Origin of the sequence: Arthrobacter sp. B1I2 (genome assembly GCF_030816485.1) — a bacterium.
In the GTDB taxonomy this organism is placed as follows: domain Bacteria; phylum Actinomycetota; class Actinomycetes; order Actinomycetales; family Micrococcaceae; genus Arthrobacter.
Genome location: NZ_JAUSYC010000001.1, coordinates 739,298 through 756,373, shown reverse-complemented (window position 1 = coordinate 756,373; position 17,076 = coordinate 739,298). Strand labels below are relative to the sequence as shown.

Genomic DNA, 17,076 nt, shown 5'->3' with positions numbered 1-17,076 from the left:
GGCGGCTCCAACTCGGCTCCACGGCCCAAACGGTGCAGGCTAAACAGCTATGGGGGAGAGGGCCAGCGCGAGCACGAATGCCAGGGCGCAGGTGGCAAGGGGGGTCAGCGCCCAGAGCCACAGGATCCGGATGACCAGCTTCCGGTTGGTCACCGAAAAATGTTGGTTCTCCCCCGCGCCCAGGGCGCCGGCCGTTACGGTGTGGGTGGTGGAGAGCGGCCAGTGAAGCCCGATGGCGCCCACAAAGAGCATCAGGGCGCTGAAGGTTTGGGCCACGGATCCGCGCAGGGGGTCGATCCTGGTGATTTTGTATCCGATGGTGTGCGAGATCCGCCATCCTCCGAAGAGCGTCCCGGCCGTCATCATCACCGCGGAGAGCCCTGCCACCCAGGTGGGGATCCCGCCGTCGGAATAGCCTGCCGCCAGGAGGGCCAGCAGCAGCACGGCGCTGACGCGCTGTCCGTCCTGCAGGCCGTGGCCGAAGGCCACTGCGCCGGCGGCAACGGCCTGGCCCCGGCGGAAGCGCTGGTTGACGACATTCGGCTGGGTGTACCGGGCCACCCACGTGGCCGGATAGACCAGGAGGAAGGAACCGCTGTAGGCCACGAGCGGAGACAGCACCAGCGGCAGGACCACCTGGAACAGCAGTGACTGGTCCACCCCGGCCACCCCCGGTCCGCCGATGGCGAGGCTGGCCAGGCCGGCCCCGGCAAGCCCGCCCACAAGTGCATGGGTGGAGGAAGCGGGGATGCCGCGCCGCCACATCAGAAGGCCCCAGACGCAGGCGCTGGCCAGCCCGGCCACGAGGATGGTGAGTCCGTCAGTACCGGCCGGAAGGTTGATCCAGGTCTGGCTGGCGGCGACGGCGAGCAGGGCGCTCAGGAGGGCGCCGACGAAGTTGAAGAACGCGGCAAGGAGCACGCCGACGCTGGGGGTAAGGGCGCGGTTCCGGACGGCAAGGGCAACCGAGTTGGAAGCGTCGCGGAAGCCGTTGAGGAAGGCAAACACCGCGGCCAGCAGCACCACCGCGGCGAAGATGACTGCCGCCACCTCAGGATTCCTTGACGATGATGCTGCCTACCTGGGTGGCCACCCGCCGCATGTCCTTGGTGACCTCCACCAGCTGGTTGGCAATATCCCGGTTGCGGGAGTACTGCGCCCACTTCATCTCCGCGATCATGTCCGCCACCCAGACCCGGTGGGTCCGCTCGGCGCGCTGGGCCAGGCGCAGGATCTCGATCCAGTAGTCCTCGAGGTCATCCAGGTTGTTGAGCCTGCGCATGGCGTCCACCGTCAGGTCTGCCTGCCGGCTGATGATCTCCAACTGGTCCGCGGCGCGCCTGGGCAGGCGGTCCAGCTTGTACAGGGCCACCAGCTCCGCGGCGGCATCCATCTTCTCCATGGCCTCGTTGAGGTACCGGGACAGGGCGTACATGTCCTCGCGGGGGAGTGGGTTCACAAAGCTGGTGCGCATGTGGGTCAGCAATGCGAAATGCAGTTCGGCGGACTTGGCCTCGTGGTTGTGCATGTCCTCCACGAGCTTGCCGTGCTCGTCCGCGGGTACCCCGAGTATTTCGGCCAGGGTGGCACTGGCCAGCACGATCTGGTGTGCCATCTGTGAGAGCAGGTTCAGCCCTGCGGGCTCCTGGGGAAAAAGGCGCAGCTTCACGTGTTTACCGGTCTCCGGGGACTTATCAAGGCGGGGGTTGCTGCCGTGTGACTTGACCCCGGCGCGCAACTGTCGCCTACTCTACCGGCCCGTTACAGCGGCCCCGGAATTGGACTCCTGGAAGAGGGCAGAAAAATGGTGCCGAACCGGATACGCCTCTCGGCGGTAGGCCGCTCTAGGCGGCTAATTGTTGAAGCCCGGGGGTTTCGCGGCTCGGCACCGATTTCAGTCTTCTACTTCACTGGGCCCAAGTCAATCTTGACAGCGCGGGCCCGGCCTGTCCCGGAAAACCGGTCCGCCGGTATCAATGAGGCCCAATCCAGCAAAGAAGCCAGTCACTCAGGGAACTCAGTCCAGTTCACCCAGGCGCCACGCGTTGGCGGCGTGTTCCAGGTCCTCGGCGGTCTTCACCAGCTGGTGGGAGTTGCGGGTCAGCTTGCTGGCGTGGGCCTCGTTGGCATGGTCGGCGCCATCGGCAAGGGTGGCCTGGCCGAGCGCCACCACGCGGCAGAAGGCAGCGGAGCGTTCCAGCGCGACGTCGAAATCGCCGTCGAACGCCCCGGAAAGGATGGCATCCGCCATGGTGCGCATTTCTTCCGCGCCCGGCGGTTCAGCCGCGCCGGCCACCACGTTGGAGACCTGGGCAGTGTCTTTGCCCGCGCGGAAGTAGACCGAGATGCGTTCCGGGTCCTGGACTGTGGCGGCGCGCAGCGCGTAGAGCCGCCACAGTGCGCCGGGAAGGGAACGGGCGGGACTCTCGGCCCACATTTCGGCAATGGCCTCCAGCCCCTGTTCATCGGCGAGCTTCACCAGGCGTTCGGTCACCACGGGATCATCGCTGTCGCGGCCGTGGCGGACCAGGGCCTGCGCGGCAAGGTGGGCGGCCTCGGACACGCGGGCGGGATCGGCCCCGCCGGCGAAGGGTTCGAAATCCATTGGGGCGAAAGGCTTGGGCTTATGGTGCCGGTTGCTGCCGCCGTACGGACTGGTTCCTGCTTGCTCGCTCATGCCCCCCACGCTACTCCTGTGCCCATGCCGAAATCGAGCATCTGCCGGGCTTGTCCGGTGGCCGCAGGAAGTGCTTTTGCCGAGGGGGCAAAGCGGCCGACGACGGCGCCCGGGGCGTGTGCGAAGACGCCGGAACCATGGGTTAGAGTGTTAACGTCCAGAAATGGATTGGGCCGGACGGGCAGACACAGCGTGTTTGACTGGCCGGCAGGGGCCTTTAGCTCAGTTGGTAGAGCATCGGACTTTTAATCCGTGGGTCGTGGGTTCGAGCCCCACAGGGCCCACCGTTTACGCAGGTCAGAGGCACGTCGCCTCTGGCCTGCTGGTGTTTTAGGGCAGCAACCCATCTGAAACCCAACTAATTCGATTCGAAGCCGCTTTTGGGAAGTAATCCTTGTTGCCACCCGTGCTCGATCAACCGCACCGCGTGCCCAAGGAAACAGCAGCTCTGCCTCACTCGGTTTTCGGCCGCTTTCGCGTGCAACGCCCGGATCATAGTCCCCATCTCCTCGAGCTGAAGCTGCCTTTCATCATCAGCGCATCAAGTACGTCCGCCACCGTGCTAGATGGGGAATCTCTGGCGAGACACTTCCCTCGCCAGCTGTGTTGAGGAAGACGGAGTCGTCGAGGAACAGAACCACACACTGCAGAACGAGATCCAAGAACTGCAAGCCAGGCTGCAAGATCAGGAGGAGGCACTAAGTGCCGCCCGCGAGGCGGACCGCGACCTGGGTCAAGAGCACTTGATGACAGCCCGCTGTTGTTGGTTTTAGAAGCCGAACAGTTGAGCTGCCAGCGAATATAGCCCCCACAACCCGGCCGCTAACAGGACGCCCAGGTAGGCCAGGACCAGCCTCGTATCGCGGAGGTAGCACTTCGACTTCGTCAGGCCCCGCCGTCGGGCTTTCCAATAGCCTGTGAATCCGACTGCAGCGAACACGGCCAGTGCCAGGGGACCGGCCGCCCAGCCGAGCAGGGCAATGGTGGCGAAGATGCAGAGCCGCAGCGGATCGAAGGGCGGCGGGGCCTGAGGATCCGCTTCGGGGTCAGGTCTGTGTCCGTGCGGGCCCGCGTGCTTGAAGCGCATCAGTTGCGACGGCGATGGCCCGGCTGCAATACGCCGGGCATCAGAAGCTGAACTCATCATTCCTCCTTATCGCTGACTCAGACTTGGCGGACCGGGAGAAGCCGTGTGCCCGTGGCTGTGCTCATTCGTTGCCGTGCCAGGGCAGGCCAGGCCTGGACGGCGCAGAACGGAGCACACTGGTGATCGCCGGCGTCGCTCTTGGTTCCCACATGGACGCAGCATTGCGTGAGCCGTTCCTCGATCATGGTCGAGATGTCCATGAAGGGCTTGACCATGATCCGGGTGATTCGTTCGCCGAGGAGTCGACGCAGCCGCTGTTGCTGTCCTGGAAGCTTACCGGCAGCCAGTGTGGTGAGCGTGCCGATGCCGAGGTCGCACTGGGTGCAGATGCTCTTCCAAAGATCCATAGTCCGCGGGTGGGACAGCGAGGACTGCTCGCTCAGCAGGTCCAGCAGGGAGGACTTCATGAGGTTGCGCAGCTCGAGCGGGATCGCGCTGTCGGCGATGCGGTTGGCGATGCTGTCAGGATTAAGTTCCAGCCAGGCGAGCAGCTGGTCGTGCCCGATGAGGGCTGTCAGGGAACGCCAGACCCCTGAGTCGTCCTTCAGCATGTAGCCCACGGATGCGCAATGCGGATGTGAGCACGGGAGTGCTGTCAGGTCGTGCCATGAGACCACCCCTGCCGTTTGCTCCCCGAGCCGTTCCAGCACGCCTGTGTGGGTGAGCCGGTCCAGGGGGTCGATGCCGTGGCCGCGCCCCGAACCGAACACCGGCTGCAGCGCAACCCCACCCACGAACGGTGTTTCCAAGGCCCTCATCACGACGGCGCCGACCTCACCATCGTTGACACCGAGGGCCGCCGTCATCGTCAGGGTGGTGAAAACACCCGCCTCGGACAGGCGCGCAATGGCCATATCTTTGAAGCGGGTCAGGTCTCCTCCCCGGTGGTGGATGGATGCTTCTTTGGACGGGCCGTCGTATTGGAGGTACACCTCAACGCGGTCCCGGTGCCTGGCCAGCAGTGCGAGCAGGTCGTCGTCGGTGGCCATCAGCATGCCGTTGCTGTTCACCATGATCCGGACGATCGGCCGGGCCACGAGCTCATCCAGCAGTTCGGCCAGGTGGGGATAAAGCGTCGGCTCGCCGCCGGAGAGCATCAGCACGTCCAGCCGCCCGTTTTCACGGGAAAGCCGGGTGTCGATGTTCGCGAGCACTTCGCTGAGCGGCGCGACTCCCTGCAGTTGGGGGCCGGAGGCGGTGAAGCAGGTGGGGCAGCGCAGGTTGCAGTGCTCGATGATGTCCTGCAGGAGGATGCAGGTGTGCTGCGTCTGCATGGCGGGCAGTCCATAGGCGTAAGCCTCCGGTATCTGCCGGTAATTGCCGGCCTGGTCAGGGACGTGTTGTTTGGTCGGCGCCTGCCATTTCTCCAGGTAGCGCAGGATTTCGGGAGACTCGTCATACAGGGTGCTGACGAGGCCGTGATCCGGGCAGCCGCGTTCGAGCCAGACCCGGTCCTCGCGGATTAGCAGCGCGCCGGAGAGGCGCCGCACCTGGGCAAGCGGGGGGTTTGTCTCGTGGCAGTGGGGACAGAAGGCTGTGACGTACCGGTGGATGCGGTCCCCGCGCAGCGGCTGGCCGGGTCCCGGCAGCGCCTGCCGGGAAGTAAATGGAGACGGGCTCATATCCGCCTACTCATCTGTGCGAGGTATCCGACGCAGATCCCGCCGCCGACCAGGATGAAGATCCCCAGGCCAATCAGCAGCCCCGCACCCCACCGGGACGTGCGTGGCCGGATTGCCAGGGCACCGGCTACTGCCAGATACGCGCCGATTGGTATTAGCGCTGCAGGCCCAGCGAGGAAGGTCTTGTACCCTTCATCCGGAGCAATGCCAGCTGTTGTCCCGAAATAGAGGGCATAAAGGGCAACAGCGCCCAGCAGGATGCCGAGCACCATGGAGCCACGTCTTGGTTCAGGGGGCGGCTCCTCTTCCCGGGGCGGTGGCAGTGGGCTCCAAGCCTCTTCGGGGTTGTCATCGCTCATGCCACTCTTCTTTCCAACTTTGGGCGGAGTGGTTTCCCGAATCCCGCAGCATCCGCCAGAACAGCAGGGGGAGAATCATCATGAGGAACCATTGGGGACGGCTCAGCCTCCACCAGAGCAGCTCGTTGCTGCGCACGAATTCGACGCCGAACCGGAATGCGGTCCCCGCAGAGCGGCTGGCCCGGGCCGGGCAGAGCCTGCCGGGAAGAGAACGGGGACGGATTCATCTCAGGGCCTTACCTGCGCGAGGTATCCGACGCAGATTCCAGCGCCAGCCAAGGTGAAGATTCCCAGGCCAATCAGCAGCCCCGCGCCCCAGCGGGACGTGCGTGGCCGGACCGCCAGCACAATCGCCACTACCAGATAGACGGCGATTGGTATTAACGCTGCAGGCCCAGCGAGGAAGGCCATGCCAAAAAGGGCAACAGTCCCCAACAGAACTCCGAACCCCATAGGGCCGAGCCCTGGTTCAGGCGGCTCCTCCTTTTCCTGAGGCGATAGGTTGTCCTTTCTCATGCTGCTCTTTCCTCCAACTTGGGGCGGAGAGGCCTCCCGAATACCCGCAGCATTCGCCAGAGCAGCAGGGGGAGAACCACCAGGAGGAACCACTGGGGACGGCTCATCCCCAGCCAGAGCAACTCATTGCCGCGGACGAATTCGACTCCGAAACGGAACAGGGCGTAGGAGGTTACGTAGCAGATGAAGAGGTCGCCGGACCGGGGCAGGCGGTCCCGGTAACGCCACATGAGCGCGAACGCGGCCACATGGAACACGATTTCATAGGCAAAGGAGGGGTGGAGCCCGACCCCGGGAACTCCACCCAACATGGCAGTCTGCCCGGGCGTCAACGTTATCCCCCATGCGCCCCCGGTCGGGGTGCCGGGCAACTCAGTCAGGAGACACCCGACGCGCCCGAGGATCAACGCCAAAGCGACAGCGGGCGCAAGCAAATCCCCAGTGGACTCCCGGTAACCTGTCAGCCGCTTGCCCAGATGGACCCCGAACCACGCGCCCACAAGGCCCGCGAGGATGCTGCGGTCGCCGTTGCCCCACCAGTCCGCCAGGGAGACTTGCCGCGAAACATCCCATGTGAGGACCCTTGAGCCGATGGCTCCGAAAGCGATGGCGAAACCTGCAATGGGCCATAGCCGGGGATCGGTGAGACCTCTGCGGCGCTTTTCGTAAGCGTAGAACAGCAGGGCTGCGAGGATTCCCAGCCCTAACAAGCCGGCGTGCACCAGCCCGTCTCCCGCGAGGGGAAGCCCGATCATGAGCAGAGTGTAGCAGTGAGCATTCCCCCACTCCGGTCCTACATCTGCAGGTTCGCGGGCACTATATGTGGACGTGAAGCCGCGCGGCTTCAGAGATACAACCGCTGAGAGACGGGCACACGATGAACGTGCTCGCGAAGCCCTACTCATTAAGGGAAGCAGGGCGTCTGCAGGATGGTTTCGGTGGCCGATGCGGCACCAACCAGCAGGAGGCCTACCAGGGCTGAACTGCCCCGCCCGGTGGATGTCGCGGGTGGCAGAGCGTGTGTGGCCCTTATCGGCCAGCTACTAGGCGCAGGATGATACGACTCAGTATGCCGACGTGGTTCAAGACCACTCACGTGGTCTGATCCAGGGCGACCCGCTTATGCTGGATACCGCCACCGAAAGTGCCAGAACCAAACAGCAGTATCGGGTCCTGTGCCGAATTCAGTTGCTTCCCTCGCCGGACGAGTTGTGCTCGTTTTGCGCTACTTCACGAGTAATTAGGACCCGATAGCCGTCGGAACTTCGGCTCGAAAAGCATCTGGCCAGGCAACGCTGCAGGCGGAGGAACGCCCTTTACAGCCTTCGCCAAGACCACCTCCAGCGGTGGGTGAAGCGACGGAGGAATCACCTCACTGGGCCAATTGCTCCGATTGGAGTAGGAGCCTCTCAACCCTAGCGTTTCGAGACACTGAGGCTATGAGACACCCAGGCGGGTTCAGAGAAGGAGCCGGCGCCCCCAGGCGGGATCGCCTATCGCATCAGCTGGTCACTTGTCGGACCTGAACACGATGGAGTCGGCGCGTGCCTCTCTCGTCAGTTCCGGATTGATCGATTCGTGGAATTCGGCCATCCCGATCAACGCTTGGCGGGCCAACCGGGCAAGAATACCGGGCCGGACGAAGTCAGTTTGGGCTTTCGTGAGCACGGCCAGCTGACGACACTCGCCCGAATAGATGGCCCGTATCTTTCCACCGAGGTCGCGGGCGGGTTCACTGGCCGCGTTATCGGGCTGGCGGCAACCAGTGGCAGCGTTATCATCGAACGGTTCGAATACAACCATCGCGACTAGCCCGGCCAGACTGGGTTCTTCGTGCCGGCGTGCGGTGCCGATCATCAGCTCCGCCGCGGCGTCGTCGTCACAAAGAACTAGCGACACCCGACCGAACCCAGAACGCCGCCAGCTATCGTCAAACCGCACGAGGTATGCGTCAGGTGGTCTCTGCTCTGACGGTGTTGGTGATGCTGCCGACCCCTTCCACGGTCACGGTTACGGTGTCACCGTCTTTGAGGAACAGTTGGGGGTCTCGGCGGTATCCGACTCCGGCTGGTGTGCCGGTGAGGATGACGTCCCCTGGTTCCAGTGTGGTGAATTCGGAGATGGTGGCGATGAGTGTGGGGATGCTGAAGATCAGGTGGGAGAGATCCGATTTTTGGACGACTTCCCCGTTCAGGGTGGTGCTGATGCCAGCCTTGCTGATGTCGGTTTCTGCGGGTGTGACGATGTGCGGGCCGAGCGGGGTGGTGTTGTCCCAGATCTTGCCCTGCAGCCATTGGTGGGACTTGTTCTGGAAGTCGCGCATGGTGACGTCGTTGGAGACGCAGTAGCCAAGGATGTGGTCCATGGCGTTCTGTTCGGCGATGCGGCGGCCTGTCTTGCCGATGATGACGGCGAGTTCGCCCTCGAAGTCGACCTGGGTGGATTCCGGGGGAAGGATGATGTCGTCGGCAGGTCCTATGAGGGTGGATGTGTACTTGGGGAAGAGGACGGGAAAGGCGGCCATGCTGGTGTCGTCGGCATGGTCTTTGTAGTTCAGGCCCGCGCAGAGGATCTTGCCGGCCCTTGGTGACGCCGCGCGCAGGGTGACTTCGGATATGGGAACCCGTGATTCCCCCAGACGGGCGGCACTGGCAAGGAGACCGGCGGAGGTTTCCGATCCGATGTCGGTGAGCCCGGCCAGCGGGATGAGGTGTTCGCCGTGAACTTCGCCAAGGTAGTTGTGACCCTTATATCGGTAGTTTGCGTAACCCATTCGTTCTCTCCTCATGATCTTGGTTGCTGATTACGGCAGTGGGGTCGGACGTGCGAAGGGTGGTTGTTCGCTTTGGTCGCCCTATGCAGGCGTCCGCGCGGGCGTTAGTGTGCCGGATGCACGCCAAAGGCTACGGCGAGTTTCATGATCTTCTCGGCGCGGCCCAGGCGGGGCAGGTCGGAGCCGTCACGGATGACGCGGCCGTTGGCTTCGAAGTCGTTCATGAAGTCGGTGGCCCAGGCGACGTCCGACGGGGTGGGGCTGATGACCTCGTTGATGACCGGGGTCTGGTCGATGGCCAGGCACAGCTTGCCGGTCATGCCCATCATCACGGTGATGCCGGTCTGCTCGCGCAGGATCGGGTGGTTGGTGCCGACCGTGGGGCCGTCGATGGGGCCGGGCAGGTTGCCCACGCGGCTGGCGACCACGAGCTTGGCCCGCGGGTAGGCCATGGCCTCCGGGGTGGCGGCCATGCCGGTGTCGCGGCGGAAGTCACCGGAGCCGAAGGCCAGGCGGAACGCGCCCTGGGCCTTGGCGATGTGGTTGGCTTCCTCGATGCCGAGGGCGGATTCCACCAGGGGGATCACGGGGGTTTTGCCGTCCATGCGGTGGAAGCTCTCGGTGACCTGGTCGGCGGATTCGGTCTTGGCGAGCATGACGCCCAGCAGGCCGGGGGTGCCGCGGAGGCCCGCGAGGTCATCGGCCCAGAACGGGCTGGTGGCGTCGTTGATCCGGACCCAGGCCTTGCCGCCGGCAGTGAGCCAGTCGATCACGTTGCCGCGGGCCTGGTCCTTCTGGGAGGGGTCCACCGCATCTTCAATATCCAGGATGACCGAGTCAGCGCGGGAGACAGCCGACTGGTCGAAAAGCTCCGGCTTCATGGCATTGACCAGCAGCCAGGAGCGGGCGATCTCTGCTGGGATATTGCGTTCGGGGATGAAGCCCGGAAGCACATTGCCTGGCACGGGGGTGGAGTAGGAGGTGTCGTCGGTGCTTTGGGGCATGTAGGTGGGCTGCGTCATGGGTCTCCGTGCTAGATCAGTTCTGTGATGATGTGGATGTCATCCGGTAGCAGAGCCCGTCTTCGGCTTCTTCCGGGTGGGCCCACACTTCGATCCCGTGTGCGGCTTCGTACATGGTGCGTGGTTGGGCGGCGTCGCCTGCGATCCAGAGCGCTGTGGAGTCTGCCATGGCGTCATCCACGGTTCCGGTGCGGATGATGTGGCCGTGCTCGTGGATCTGGACGGTCTCTCCGATGAGCCGGCGCCAGTGGAGGTGCTGGCGGAGCATGATCCGCTCTCCGAAGGCGGGTGTGCGCCCGTTGCTGGGGCCAGTCGAGGGGGTCATGATGCGGTCAGGGCCGATGCCACTGCTTTGCCCAGTTCCTCTGTGGTGGCATTGCCGCCCATGTCCGGTGTGAGTGCTTGCTGTCCGGTGGCGAGCACGGTTTCCATGGCGGTGGTGATGGCGGCGGCGGCTTTGGGTTCTCCCAGGTGGTCCAGCATCATGGCGGCGCACCAGACCTGGCCGATGGGGTTGGCGATGCCTTTGCCGGCGATGTCCGGTGCGGAGCCGTGGACGGGTTCGAAAAGGCTGGGGAATTTGCGTTCGGGGTTGATGTTTCCGCTGGGTGCGATGCCGATGGTTCCGGTGCAGGCCGGTCCGAGGTCGGAGAGGATGTCGCCGAAGAGGTTGCTGGCGACCACGACGTCGAACCAGTCGGGGTGCATAACGAAGTTAGCGGCCAGGATGTCGATGTGGTACTTGTCGACCTTCAGGTCCGTGAAACCCTTCGCCATGGCTTCCACGCGTTCGTCCCAGTAGGGCATGGTGATGGAGATGCCGTTGCTCTTCGTGGCGGAGGTCAGGTGCTTCTTGGGCCGGCTTTGCGCCAGGTCGAAGGCGTACTTGAGGATACGGTCCACGCCGGTGCGGGTCATGACGGTTTCCTGGACCACGGTTTCGCGGTCGGTGCCTTCGAAAATTTTGCCACCGATGCTGGAGTATTCGCCTTCGGTGTTTTCGCGCACGACGTAGAAGTCCACGTCGCCGGGGACCCGGCCGGTGAGGGGGCTGGGCACCCCGGGAAGGAGCTTGACCGGGCGCAGGCTGACGTACTGGTCGAAATGGCGGCGGAACTGCAGCAGGCTTCCCCACAGCGAAACGTGGTCGGGGACGACGTCGGGCCAGCCGACGGCGCCGAAGAAGATGGAATCGAACTGGTTTAGTTCCTCAAACCACTCGTCGGGCAGCATTTTGCCGTGCCGGCTGTAGTAGTCAGCCGAGGCGTAGTCGAAGTGCTCGTATGTGAGGTTGAGGTCGAAGGCTGATGCTGCGGCGTCCAGGACGCGCAGCCCTTCGGGCACGACTTCGGTGCCGATTCCGTCGCCGGGAATGACTGCGATGCGGTGGGGTTTCGACATCAGGATCCTTCTTCGTCTTTGTTGGGTGTGCGGGGTTAGCGGTCGACCGGGTGGGCCGGTTCGCGGTTTTCGAGGACGTCGATGACGGCGTGTGCGGCAGCGAGGCCGGCCCGTGCCCGTGCCTCGATCGTTTGTCCGGCGAGGTGGGAGGTGATGAGCAGGTTGTCCAGGCCGCGTAGGGGGCTGTCGTCGGGTAGGGGTTCGCTCTCGAGTACGTCCAGCGCGGCGCCGGCGATGGTGCCGTCGGAGAGTGCTTTGGCCAGGGCCTCTTCGTCCACGAGGGAGCCGCGGGCAGTGTTGATAAGGACTGCGGTGGGTTTCATTGTTTGCAGCCGGGGCGCGTCGATGAGTTTGCCGGTGCTTTGGCCTCCGCGGGTATGCAGGGAGAGGTAGTCGGAGCCGGCGATGACGGTGTCGAGATCCGTGTACTGGAACGTGGTGTTTGCTGGGTCCGGGTGGGAGGTGCTGACCAGGACGTTCATGCCGAGCGCTGCGCCCAGGTTTGCGGTGGCGCGTCCGCTGGGGCCGTAGCCGACTATTCCCAGGCTGGAACCCCGGAGCTCATGGCCGGCTTCCCGGGGCCAGCCACCCTGGCGAACGGCGGCGGTGACCTCCAGGAGGCGGCGTGCGGCCATGATGATCAGTCCGATGGCCAGTTCGGCGACCGAGTGGTGGTTTGTTCCGGGCGCGTTGCAGACCCTGACTCCGTGGGCTGCGGCGGCCTCGACGTCGATGGAGTCGTAGCCCACGCCGCTGCGGGCGATGACTTTCAGGGACCCGGCGCCGGTGAGCATGTCGGCGGTCACGGGTTCGCTGGCGAGGATCGCGCCGGAGATTCCGTCGAAGAGTGATCGGCGTTCCTCCGGGGTCCGTGGCCCCCGGGAGGGTGCGTAGACCGGTTCCAGGCCGTGCCCGCGCAGGAGCCGGTCAACGGCGTCTCCCGGGTGGAGGTAGTCGGTGGTGATCAGGATGCGGCCGGCCATGGTGCTGGTAGGTTCCTCTTGTTGTTTGATACGGATGCGTTCCGCCCCTGTGGGCTTACTTGTTTACGCGGTCAGGGCCGCCGCGGTTGCGCGGCGGCCCTGCGTGATGCGGTGTTAGTGGACCTCGATCTTGTCCGCTTCCACGGAGGCCGGTGTCTTTGACTCGATGGCGGGCTTTTTCTGGCCGGCGGCGTGCAGGGCTTTGCGGGCTTGTTCCGGGTCGAAGTCCTTTTCCCATTTGCCGACGACGACAGCTGCCATTGCGTTGCCCAGGACGTTGATGAAGACGCGGCCTTCGTTCAGGAGCCGGTCGATGCCGACAATGAGGGCGAGGGCGGCCAGCGGGATGCCGCCGACGGAGCTGAGGGTGCTGGCCAGGACGATGAACGCGCCTCCGGCGATGCCAGCGGTGCCTTTGCTGGTGAGCATCATGACGCCGACCATGACCAGCTGCTGTTCCCAGGAGAGGTCCATGCCGACGGCCTGGGCCAGGAACACCGAGGCCATGGTCAGGTAGACGGCGGATCCGTCGAGGTTGAAGGAGAACCCGGAGGGGATCACGATACCGACGGTGGATTTGCCGACGCCCATGTTTTCGAGTTTCTTGATCAGCTGCGGGAGGACTGCTTCGCTTGAGCAGGTGCTCAGGGCGATCAGCAGTTCGGCCTTGAGGTAGCGCATCACGGTGAAGATGTTCAGTCCGCAGGCCCGGGCGATGGTGCCCAGGACCACGACGACGTAGACGATGCAGGTTCCGGTGAACAGCAGGACAAGGTAGCCGAGCTGCTGCAGGCTTTGGGTGCCGTAGTTGGCGACTACTGCTGCGAGTGCGCCGAACGTGCCGATGGGTGCGAGGCGCATGACCCAGCTGACGATCTTGAAGATGACCGTGGACAGGGCCTGGATGCCCTTGGTGAGGAACGCGCCGGATTCGCCGGAGACGTTCAGGGCGGCGCCGAAGACGATGGAGACCATGAGCGCGGCGATGATGGTGTGGCCGGTCAGCGCCCCGAAGAGTGATTCGGGGATGATGTTGCTGATGAACTCGAGACCGTCGAAGCCCTTGTTAGCGGCGGCGGGCACCTTGCTGGCGTCCAGTTTGGAGGGATCGATGTTCATGCCTGTGCCGGGGTGGAAGACGTTGGCGACGACCAGTCCGATCAGCATGGACACCAGTGACAGGGTGATGAAGTAGCCCAGGGCCTTCACGCCGATCCGGCCTGCTTTGCGCAGGCTGTCCATCGAGGCGATGCCAAGGGACACGACGCAGAACACCACGGGGATGACGATCATCTTCACCAGGGCGATGAACCAGTCACTAAGTGGGGTGAGTTGTTTGCCGACGGAGGGCAGGAGCAGGCCGACGGCGATGCCCAGGACGGCGCCCAGGACGACTTGGAACCAGAGTTCGCGGATCAGCCGGCCGAACCGGGATCGCTGCTTGGGCGGGTGGGCTGAGTGTTGCGGGTTCTGCAGGGTGTGGGACGACATCTTGGGTGCTCCTTTGCACGACAGACAGAGAAAAAGGGGGAGGTGCGGTCCCGGGCAGTGATGCTGCCCGGGACCGGGGCACTACCAGGATTGATTAGTTGTGCAGCGCGCGCAGGACCTTGTAGAACTCGGCCTTGCCTTCGAGTCCGATGCCCGGCAGGTCGCCCGGGGCCACGCGGCTGTTGACGATAACGGCGTCATCGGTGAAGCCGCCGGTGGGCTGGAACTCGCCCGGGTAGGACTCGTTGCCGCCGAGTTTGAGGGCTGCTGCGATGTGCAGGGAGAACTGGTGTCCGCCGTGGGGGATGCAGCGGCGTGAGGACCAGCCGTGCTGGGCGAGCATGTCCTGGATCCGGCGGTATTCGGTCAGGCCGTAGCTCAGGGCCGGGTCGACCTGAATGAAGTCGCGGTCCGGGCGCATCCCGCCATAGCGGACCAGGTTCCGCGCGTCCTGGAGGGAGAACAGGTTCTCTCCTGTGGCGATCGGGTTTTTGTAGTGCTCTGAGAGGGTGGCGTTGAGGGCGTAGTCCAGCGGATCGCCGACTTCCTCGTACCAGAACAATCCGTACTGGTCGATGGCTTTGCCGTATTCCAGGGCGGTATCCAGGTCGAACTTGCCGTTGACGTCCACCATCAGGCGGGAGGCGTCGCCGTCGAGGACCTCGATCACGGCTTCGATGCGGCGGAGGTCCTCGGCGAGGTCGGCGCCGCCGATCTTCATTTTGACCACGTTGTAACCCTTGGCCAGGAAGCCGCGCATCTCGTTCTGCAGGTCTTCGAGGCTCTTGCCGGGGGCGTAGTAGCCGCCGGCGGCGTACACGAAGACGTCCTTGTCGGGGTTTCCGTCACCGTAGTGGTCCGAGATCCACCGGTAGAGCGGGACCCCGGCGATCTTCGCGGCAAGGTCATGCAGGGCCATGTCGGCTACGCCGACGGCGACCGAGCGTTCGCCGTGTCCGCCGGGCTTCTCGTTGGACATCATCAGGTCCCACGCCTTCTCCGGCGAAAGCTGGCCGTCCTCATCGAGAAGGTCCTCCGACGGAGCATCCATGATGCGCGGAAGAATGCGGTCCTTCAGGATGCCCGTCGCGTTGTAGCGGCCGTTGGAGTTGAAGCCATAGCCAACCAGCGGCTTTCCGTCGACGAACACATCGGAGACGAGCGCGATGATCGTGCAGTCCATCTTGGTGAAGTCAATGAAGGCGTTCCGGATCGAGGAACTGATGGGAATGGTGCCAACGTGGGCGGAAACGATTTTCATCTTTGAATCTCTCCTGTAGGGATATCTTATTTCTTATAAGCTCGGATTCAAGGCTAACCCGAGGTGATGCGGGAACAAGCCCCTCTGACGAATATCTTATAAGACCTTGCGACAAGGCTAGCCCGGAGTGACCGGAAGCACAAGCCTCCTGTTGAAACTTCTTATAAGATGTTTCCATAGCTATACTGTGAGCAACGGGGGCCACGCCTCGTGAGAGATTCGGAGTATCAGATGAGCACCACGAACGTCTTTTCCAGTAAGGGCAGTCTGGCTTACAGCGAACTCCGCCAATTGATCCTCTCCGGTGGCCTTGCCCCGGGCTCGCGCATCTCCCAGTACGAGCTGGCCGACAACATGCAAATGAGCATCACCCCCCTGCGTGAAGCGATCCGCCGCCTCTCAAGCGAGGGCCTGATCATCATGGACACCCACCGGGACTCCCGCGTGGCCACCATGAGCGCCTCCGAAGCACGGGAACTCCTTGAAGTCCGTCTCTCACTCGAACCATCAGCAACAGAACTGGCGGCTTCCCGCCGGACTGACGCTGATATCGCAGCAATGCGCACAGCAGCCGAGAAGCTCCTGCCTGTCACCCGGGTATGGGGCGAGGACGCGATCACGGTGCACCGGGAATTCCACCGGGCCGTCTACGCCGCCTCGCACAACGACGTCATGATCAAGCTCCTGGATGACCTGTGGGACAAATCCGACCGCTACCGCCGCATCGGCCTCGAGCTCCCCTCCGGGGATGAGCCCCGGACCATAGACCTGAACCAGCACCACCAGATACTCGAGCTCGTCATTGCCGGGGACGGCGCCGGTGCTGCCGAACTCGCCCGCACCCACATCGCCAACAGCCTCACAGCCTCGGTCACCGGAGCTCTGGAGGAACGCGAGAACGTCCAATCTGTAACCCTGGAGAAAACCGCCTAGTATCCGCCGACTCCCGTCCGACCGACAGCAACCGGGCCACTGCCGCGGGCCCTTGTCCCGCCCCGGCTATTCAGTCCGAGCATCCACGGGGCCGACGGCGCGAAACTTTCGTTCAAGCGGGCCCTTCAGCGCGGCAGTTAGGTCACTCGTCCACACCAGCAGTATGCCGTGCCCATTAAACCTGGGCGCCGTTAGTACGGAACCGCTGCAGAAATGCCGCCATTTAGCGCCGCGATCCAGCCAGACAGCCGGACTCAGGCAGATACAACAATTCCGTTCCGCGGCAGACCGCCAGGGAACAAGATGGAAACGGCGGAAGCCCTTTGGGGGTCTGCGGAATCCATCGCCTGCACGTGCACATGCGGTTCGGTGCTGTTGCCGGAGTTGCCGCAACCCGCCACCACCTCCCCGCACTCCACCAGCTGGCCCGGCCGCACGCAGACGCTCCCGCGCCGCAGGTGGCACAGGGCGACAAACACCCCATCCCGCTCGATGATCACATGGTTGCCTGCAAGGCCAAGCCACCCCTCCCGCACCCGCTTTGCCTGCGTGGCCGCGTAGCCAACCGATGGGAAGCCGCGAAAAGCGGCGTGGTCCGGTTCCCCGTCATGGACGGCCCGCACAACCCCGGAGAGCGGTGCCGTCACAGCCCTGCCAAACCCCACGAACCGTTCCGGCGGCTCGGGCAGGAACAGCGATGCCAGGGTCATCGGTGCGAACCGCCCGTTCCGGTCCACGGGCGTGAAGTCGATGGAGTGGCTCGTGGCGAAGAGCCGTGTTCCGTGGCTGGGTACGCGGTCCGCGGGTGAATTCTGCACCAGCCAGTGCCCCGCGAACGGATACTCCAAGTGGACCGAATCTGGCGGATTCACCGTTCCCCGGGCTTCACGG

Annotated in this window: 18 protein-coding genes and 1 tRNA gene; 3 read left to right on the top strand and 16 right to left on the bottom strand. The window is 64.1% G+C overall.

All coding sequences use genetic code 11. The features are described from left to right. Window positions 1-39: 39 nt before the first annotated feature. The 3 genes from QFZ57_RS03535 to QFZ57_RS03525 all read right to left on the bottom strand — a co-directional run bounded on the left by QFZ57_RS03535 (window position 40) and on the right by QFZ57_RS03525 (window position 2,677). Window positions 40-1,050, bottom strand: coding sequence for an inorganic phosphate transporter (locus tag QFZ57_RS03535; protein WP_306629081.1), 1,011 nt, complete (start codon window positions 1,048-1,050; stop codon window positions 40-42). Between the two features lies 1 nt (window position 1,051). Further along, window positions 1,052-1,669, bottom strand: coding sequence for a DUF47 domain-containing protein (locus tag QFZ57_RS03530; RefSeq protein WP_306629080.1), 618 nt, complete (start codon window positions 1,667-1,669; stop codon window positions 1,052-1,054). Between the two features lie 348 nt (window positions 1,670-2,017). Further along, window positions 2,018-2,677 (bottom strand): hypothetical protein, encoded by a 660-nt coding sequence (locus QFZ57_RS03525; protein WP_306629079.1) that lies wholly within the window; start codon window positions 2,675-2,677, stop codon window positions 2,018-2,020. 211 nt (window positions 2,678-2,888) lie between these two features. Between QFZ57_RS03525 and QFZ57_RS03520 the strand changes: the two genes are divergently transcribed. Further along, a tRNA-Lys gene (locus QFZ57_RS03520) sits at window positions 2,889-2,961 on the top strand. A gap of 485 nt (window positions 2,962-3,446) precedes the next feature. Here QFZ57_RS03520 and QFZ57_RS03515 read toward each other — a convergent pair. The 5 genes from QFZ57_RS03515 to QFZ57_RS03495 all read right to left on the bottom strand — a co-directional run bounded on the left by QFZ57_RS03515 (window position 3,447) and on the right by QFZ57_RS03495 (window position 7,076). Further along, window positions 3,447-3,821, bottom strand: coding sequence for a hypothetical protein (locus tag QFZ57_RS03515; protein WP_306898007.1), 375 nt, complete (start codon window positions 3,819-3,821; stop codon window positions 3,447-3,449). A 20-nt stretch (window positions 3,822-3,841) separates the two neighbouring features. Then, window positions 3,842-5,446: a radical SAM protein gene (locus QFZ57_RS03510; RefSeq protein ID WP_306898005.1), complete on the bottom strand. Its 1,605-nt coding sequence runs from the start codon at window positions 5,444-5,446 to the stop codon at window positions 3,842-3,844. Further along, window positions 5,443-5,805: a hypothetical protein gene (locus QFZ57_RS03505; RefSeq protein ID WP_306898004.1), complete on the bottom strand. Its 363-nt coding sequence runs from the start codon at window positions 5,803-5,805 to the stop codon at window positions 5,443-5,445. Before QFZ57_RS03505 ends, QFZ57_RS03510 begins: the two co-directional genes overlap by 4 nt. A gap of 228 nt (window positions 5,806-6,033) precedes the next feature. Continuing rightward, the gene (locus tag QFZ57_RS03500) at window positions 6,034-6,258 is read right to left on the bottom strand and encodes a hypothetical protein (RefSeq protein WP_306898002.1); all 225 of its coding nucleotides are present in this window, start codon (window positions 6,256-6,258) and stop codon (window positions 6,034-6,036) included. 59 nt (window positions 6,259-6,317) lie between these two features. Then, complete coding sequence (locus QFZ57_RS03495; RefSeq protein ID WP_306898001.1) at window positions 6,318-7,076, bottom strand: prolipoprotein diacylglyceryl transferase; 759 nt, start codon at window positions 7,074-7,076, stop codon at window positions 6,318-6,320. A gap of 823 nt (window positions 7,077-7,899) precedes the next feature. On the opposite strand from QFZ57_RS03495, the gene QFZ57_RS21590 reads away from it, so the two are divergent. After that, window positions 7,900-8,133 carry a hypothetical protein gene (locus QFZ57_RS21590; RefSeq protein ID WP_373461177.1) on the top strand — a complete coding sequence of 78 codons (234 nt, stop codon included), beginning with the start codon at window positions 7,900-7,902 and terminating at the stop codon, window positions 8,131-8,133. A 139-nt stretch (window positions 8,134-8,272) separates the two neighbouring features. Here the strand turns inward: QFZ57_RS21590 and QFZ57_RS03485 are convergent, their stop codons facing one another. The 7 genes from QFZ57_RS03485 to QFZ57_RS03455 form a co-directional block, all read right to left on the bottom strand. After that, the gene (locus QFZ57_RS03485; RefSeq protein WP_306897997.1) at window positions 8,273-9,094 is read right to left on the bottom strand and encodes a fumarylacetoacetate hydrolase family protein; all 822 of its coding nucleotides are present in this window, start codon (window positions 9,092-9,094) and stop codon (window positions 8,273-8,275) included. A gap of 104 nt (window positions 9,095-9,198) precedes the next feature. After that, a complete protein-coding gene (locus tag QFZ57_RS03480) occupies window positions 9,199-10,116 on the bottom strand; it encodes an HpcH/HpaI aldolase/citrate lyase family protein (protein WP_306897995.1) in 918 nt (305 codons plus the stop codon). Window positions 10,117-10,132: 16 nt separating this feature from the next. Next, window positions 10,133-10,441 carry a hypothetical protein gene (locus QFZ57_RS03475; RefSeq protein WP_306897993.1) on the bottom strand — a complete coding sequence of 103 codons (309 nt, stop codon included), beginning with the start codon at window positions 10,439-10,441 and terminating at the stop codon, window positions 10,133-10,135. Further along, complete coding sequence (locus QFZ57_RS03470) at window positions 10,438-11,517, bottom strand: tartrate dehydrogenase (RefSeq protein ID WP_306897990.1); 1,080 nt, start codon at window positions 11,515-11,517, stop codon at window positions 10,438-10,440. Before QFZ57_RS03470 ends, QFZ57_RS03475 begins: the two co-directional genes overlap by 4 nt. A gap of 35 nt (window positions 11,518-11,552) precedes the next feature. Beyond that, window positions 11,553-12,500: a phosphoglycerate dehydrogenase gene (locus tag QFZ57_RS03465; protein WP_306897989.1), complete on the bottom strand. Its 948-nt coding sequence runs from the start codon at window positions 12,498-12,500 to the stop codon at window positions 11,553-11,555. A gap of 114 nt (window positions 12,501-12,614) precedes the next feature. Next, window positions 12,615-13,991, bottom strand: coding sequence for a cation:dicarboxylate symporter family transporter (locus tag QFZ57_RS03460; protein WP_306897986.1), 1,377 nt, complete (start codon window positions 13,989-13,991; stop codon window positions 12,615-12,617). Between the two features lie 94 nt (window positions 13,992-14,085). Then, window positions 14,086-15,252: a mandelate racemase/muconate lactonizing enzyme family protein gene (locus QFZ57_RS03455; protein WP_209742176.1), complete on the bottom strand. Its 1,167-nt coding sequence runs from the start codon at window positions 15,250-15,252 to the stop codon at window positions 14,086-14,088. A gap of 231 nt (window positions 15,253-15,483) precedes the next feature. On the opposite strand from QFZ57_RS03455, the gene QFZ57_RS03450 reads away from it, so the two are divergent. Then, a complete protein-coding gene (locus QFZ57_RS03450; protein ID WP_306897984.1) occupies window positions 15,484-16,185 on the top strand; it encodes a GntR family transcriptional regulator in 702 nt (233 codons plus the stop codon). 254 nt (window positions 16,186-16,439) lie between these two features. Here QFZ57_RS03450 and QFZ57_RS03445 read toward each other — a convergent pair whose 3' ends face one another. Next, complete coding sequence (locus QFZ57_RS03445; RefSeq protein WP_306897982.1) at window positions 16,440-17,033, bottom strand: M23 family metallopeptidase; 594 nt, start codon at window positions 17,031-17,033, stop codon at window positions 16,440-16,442. Window positions 17,034-17,076 lie beyond the last annotated feature (43 nt).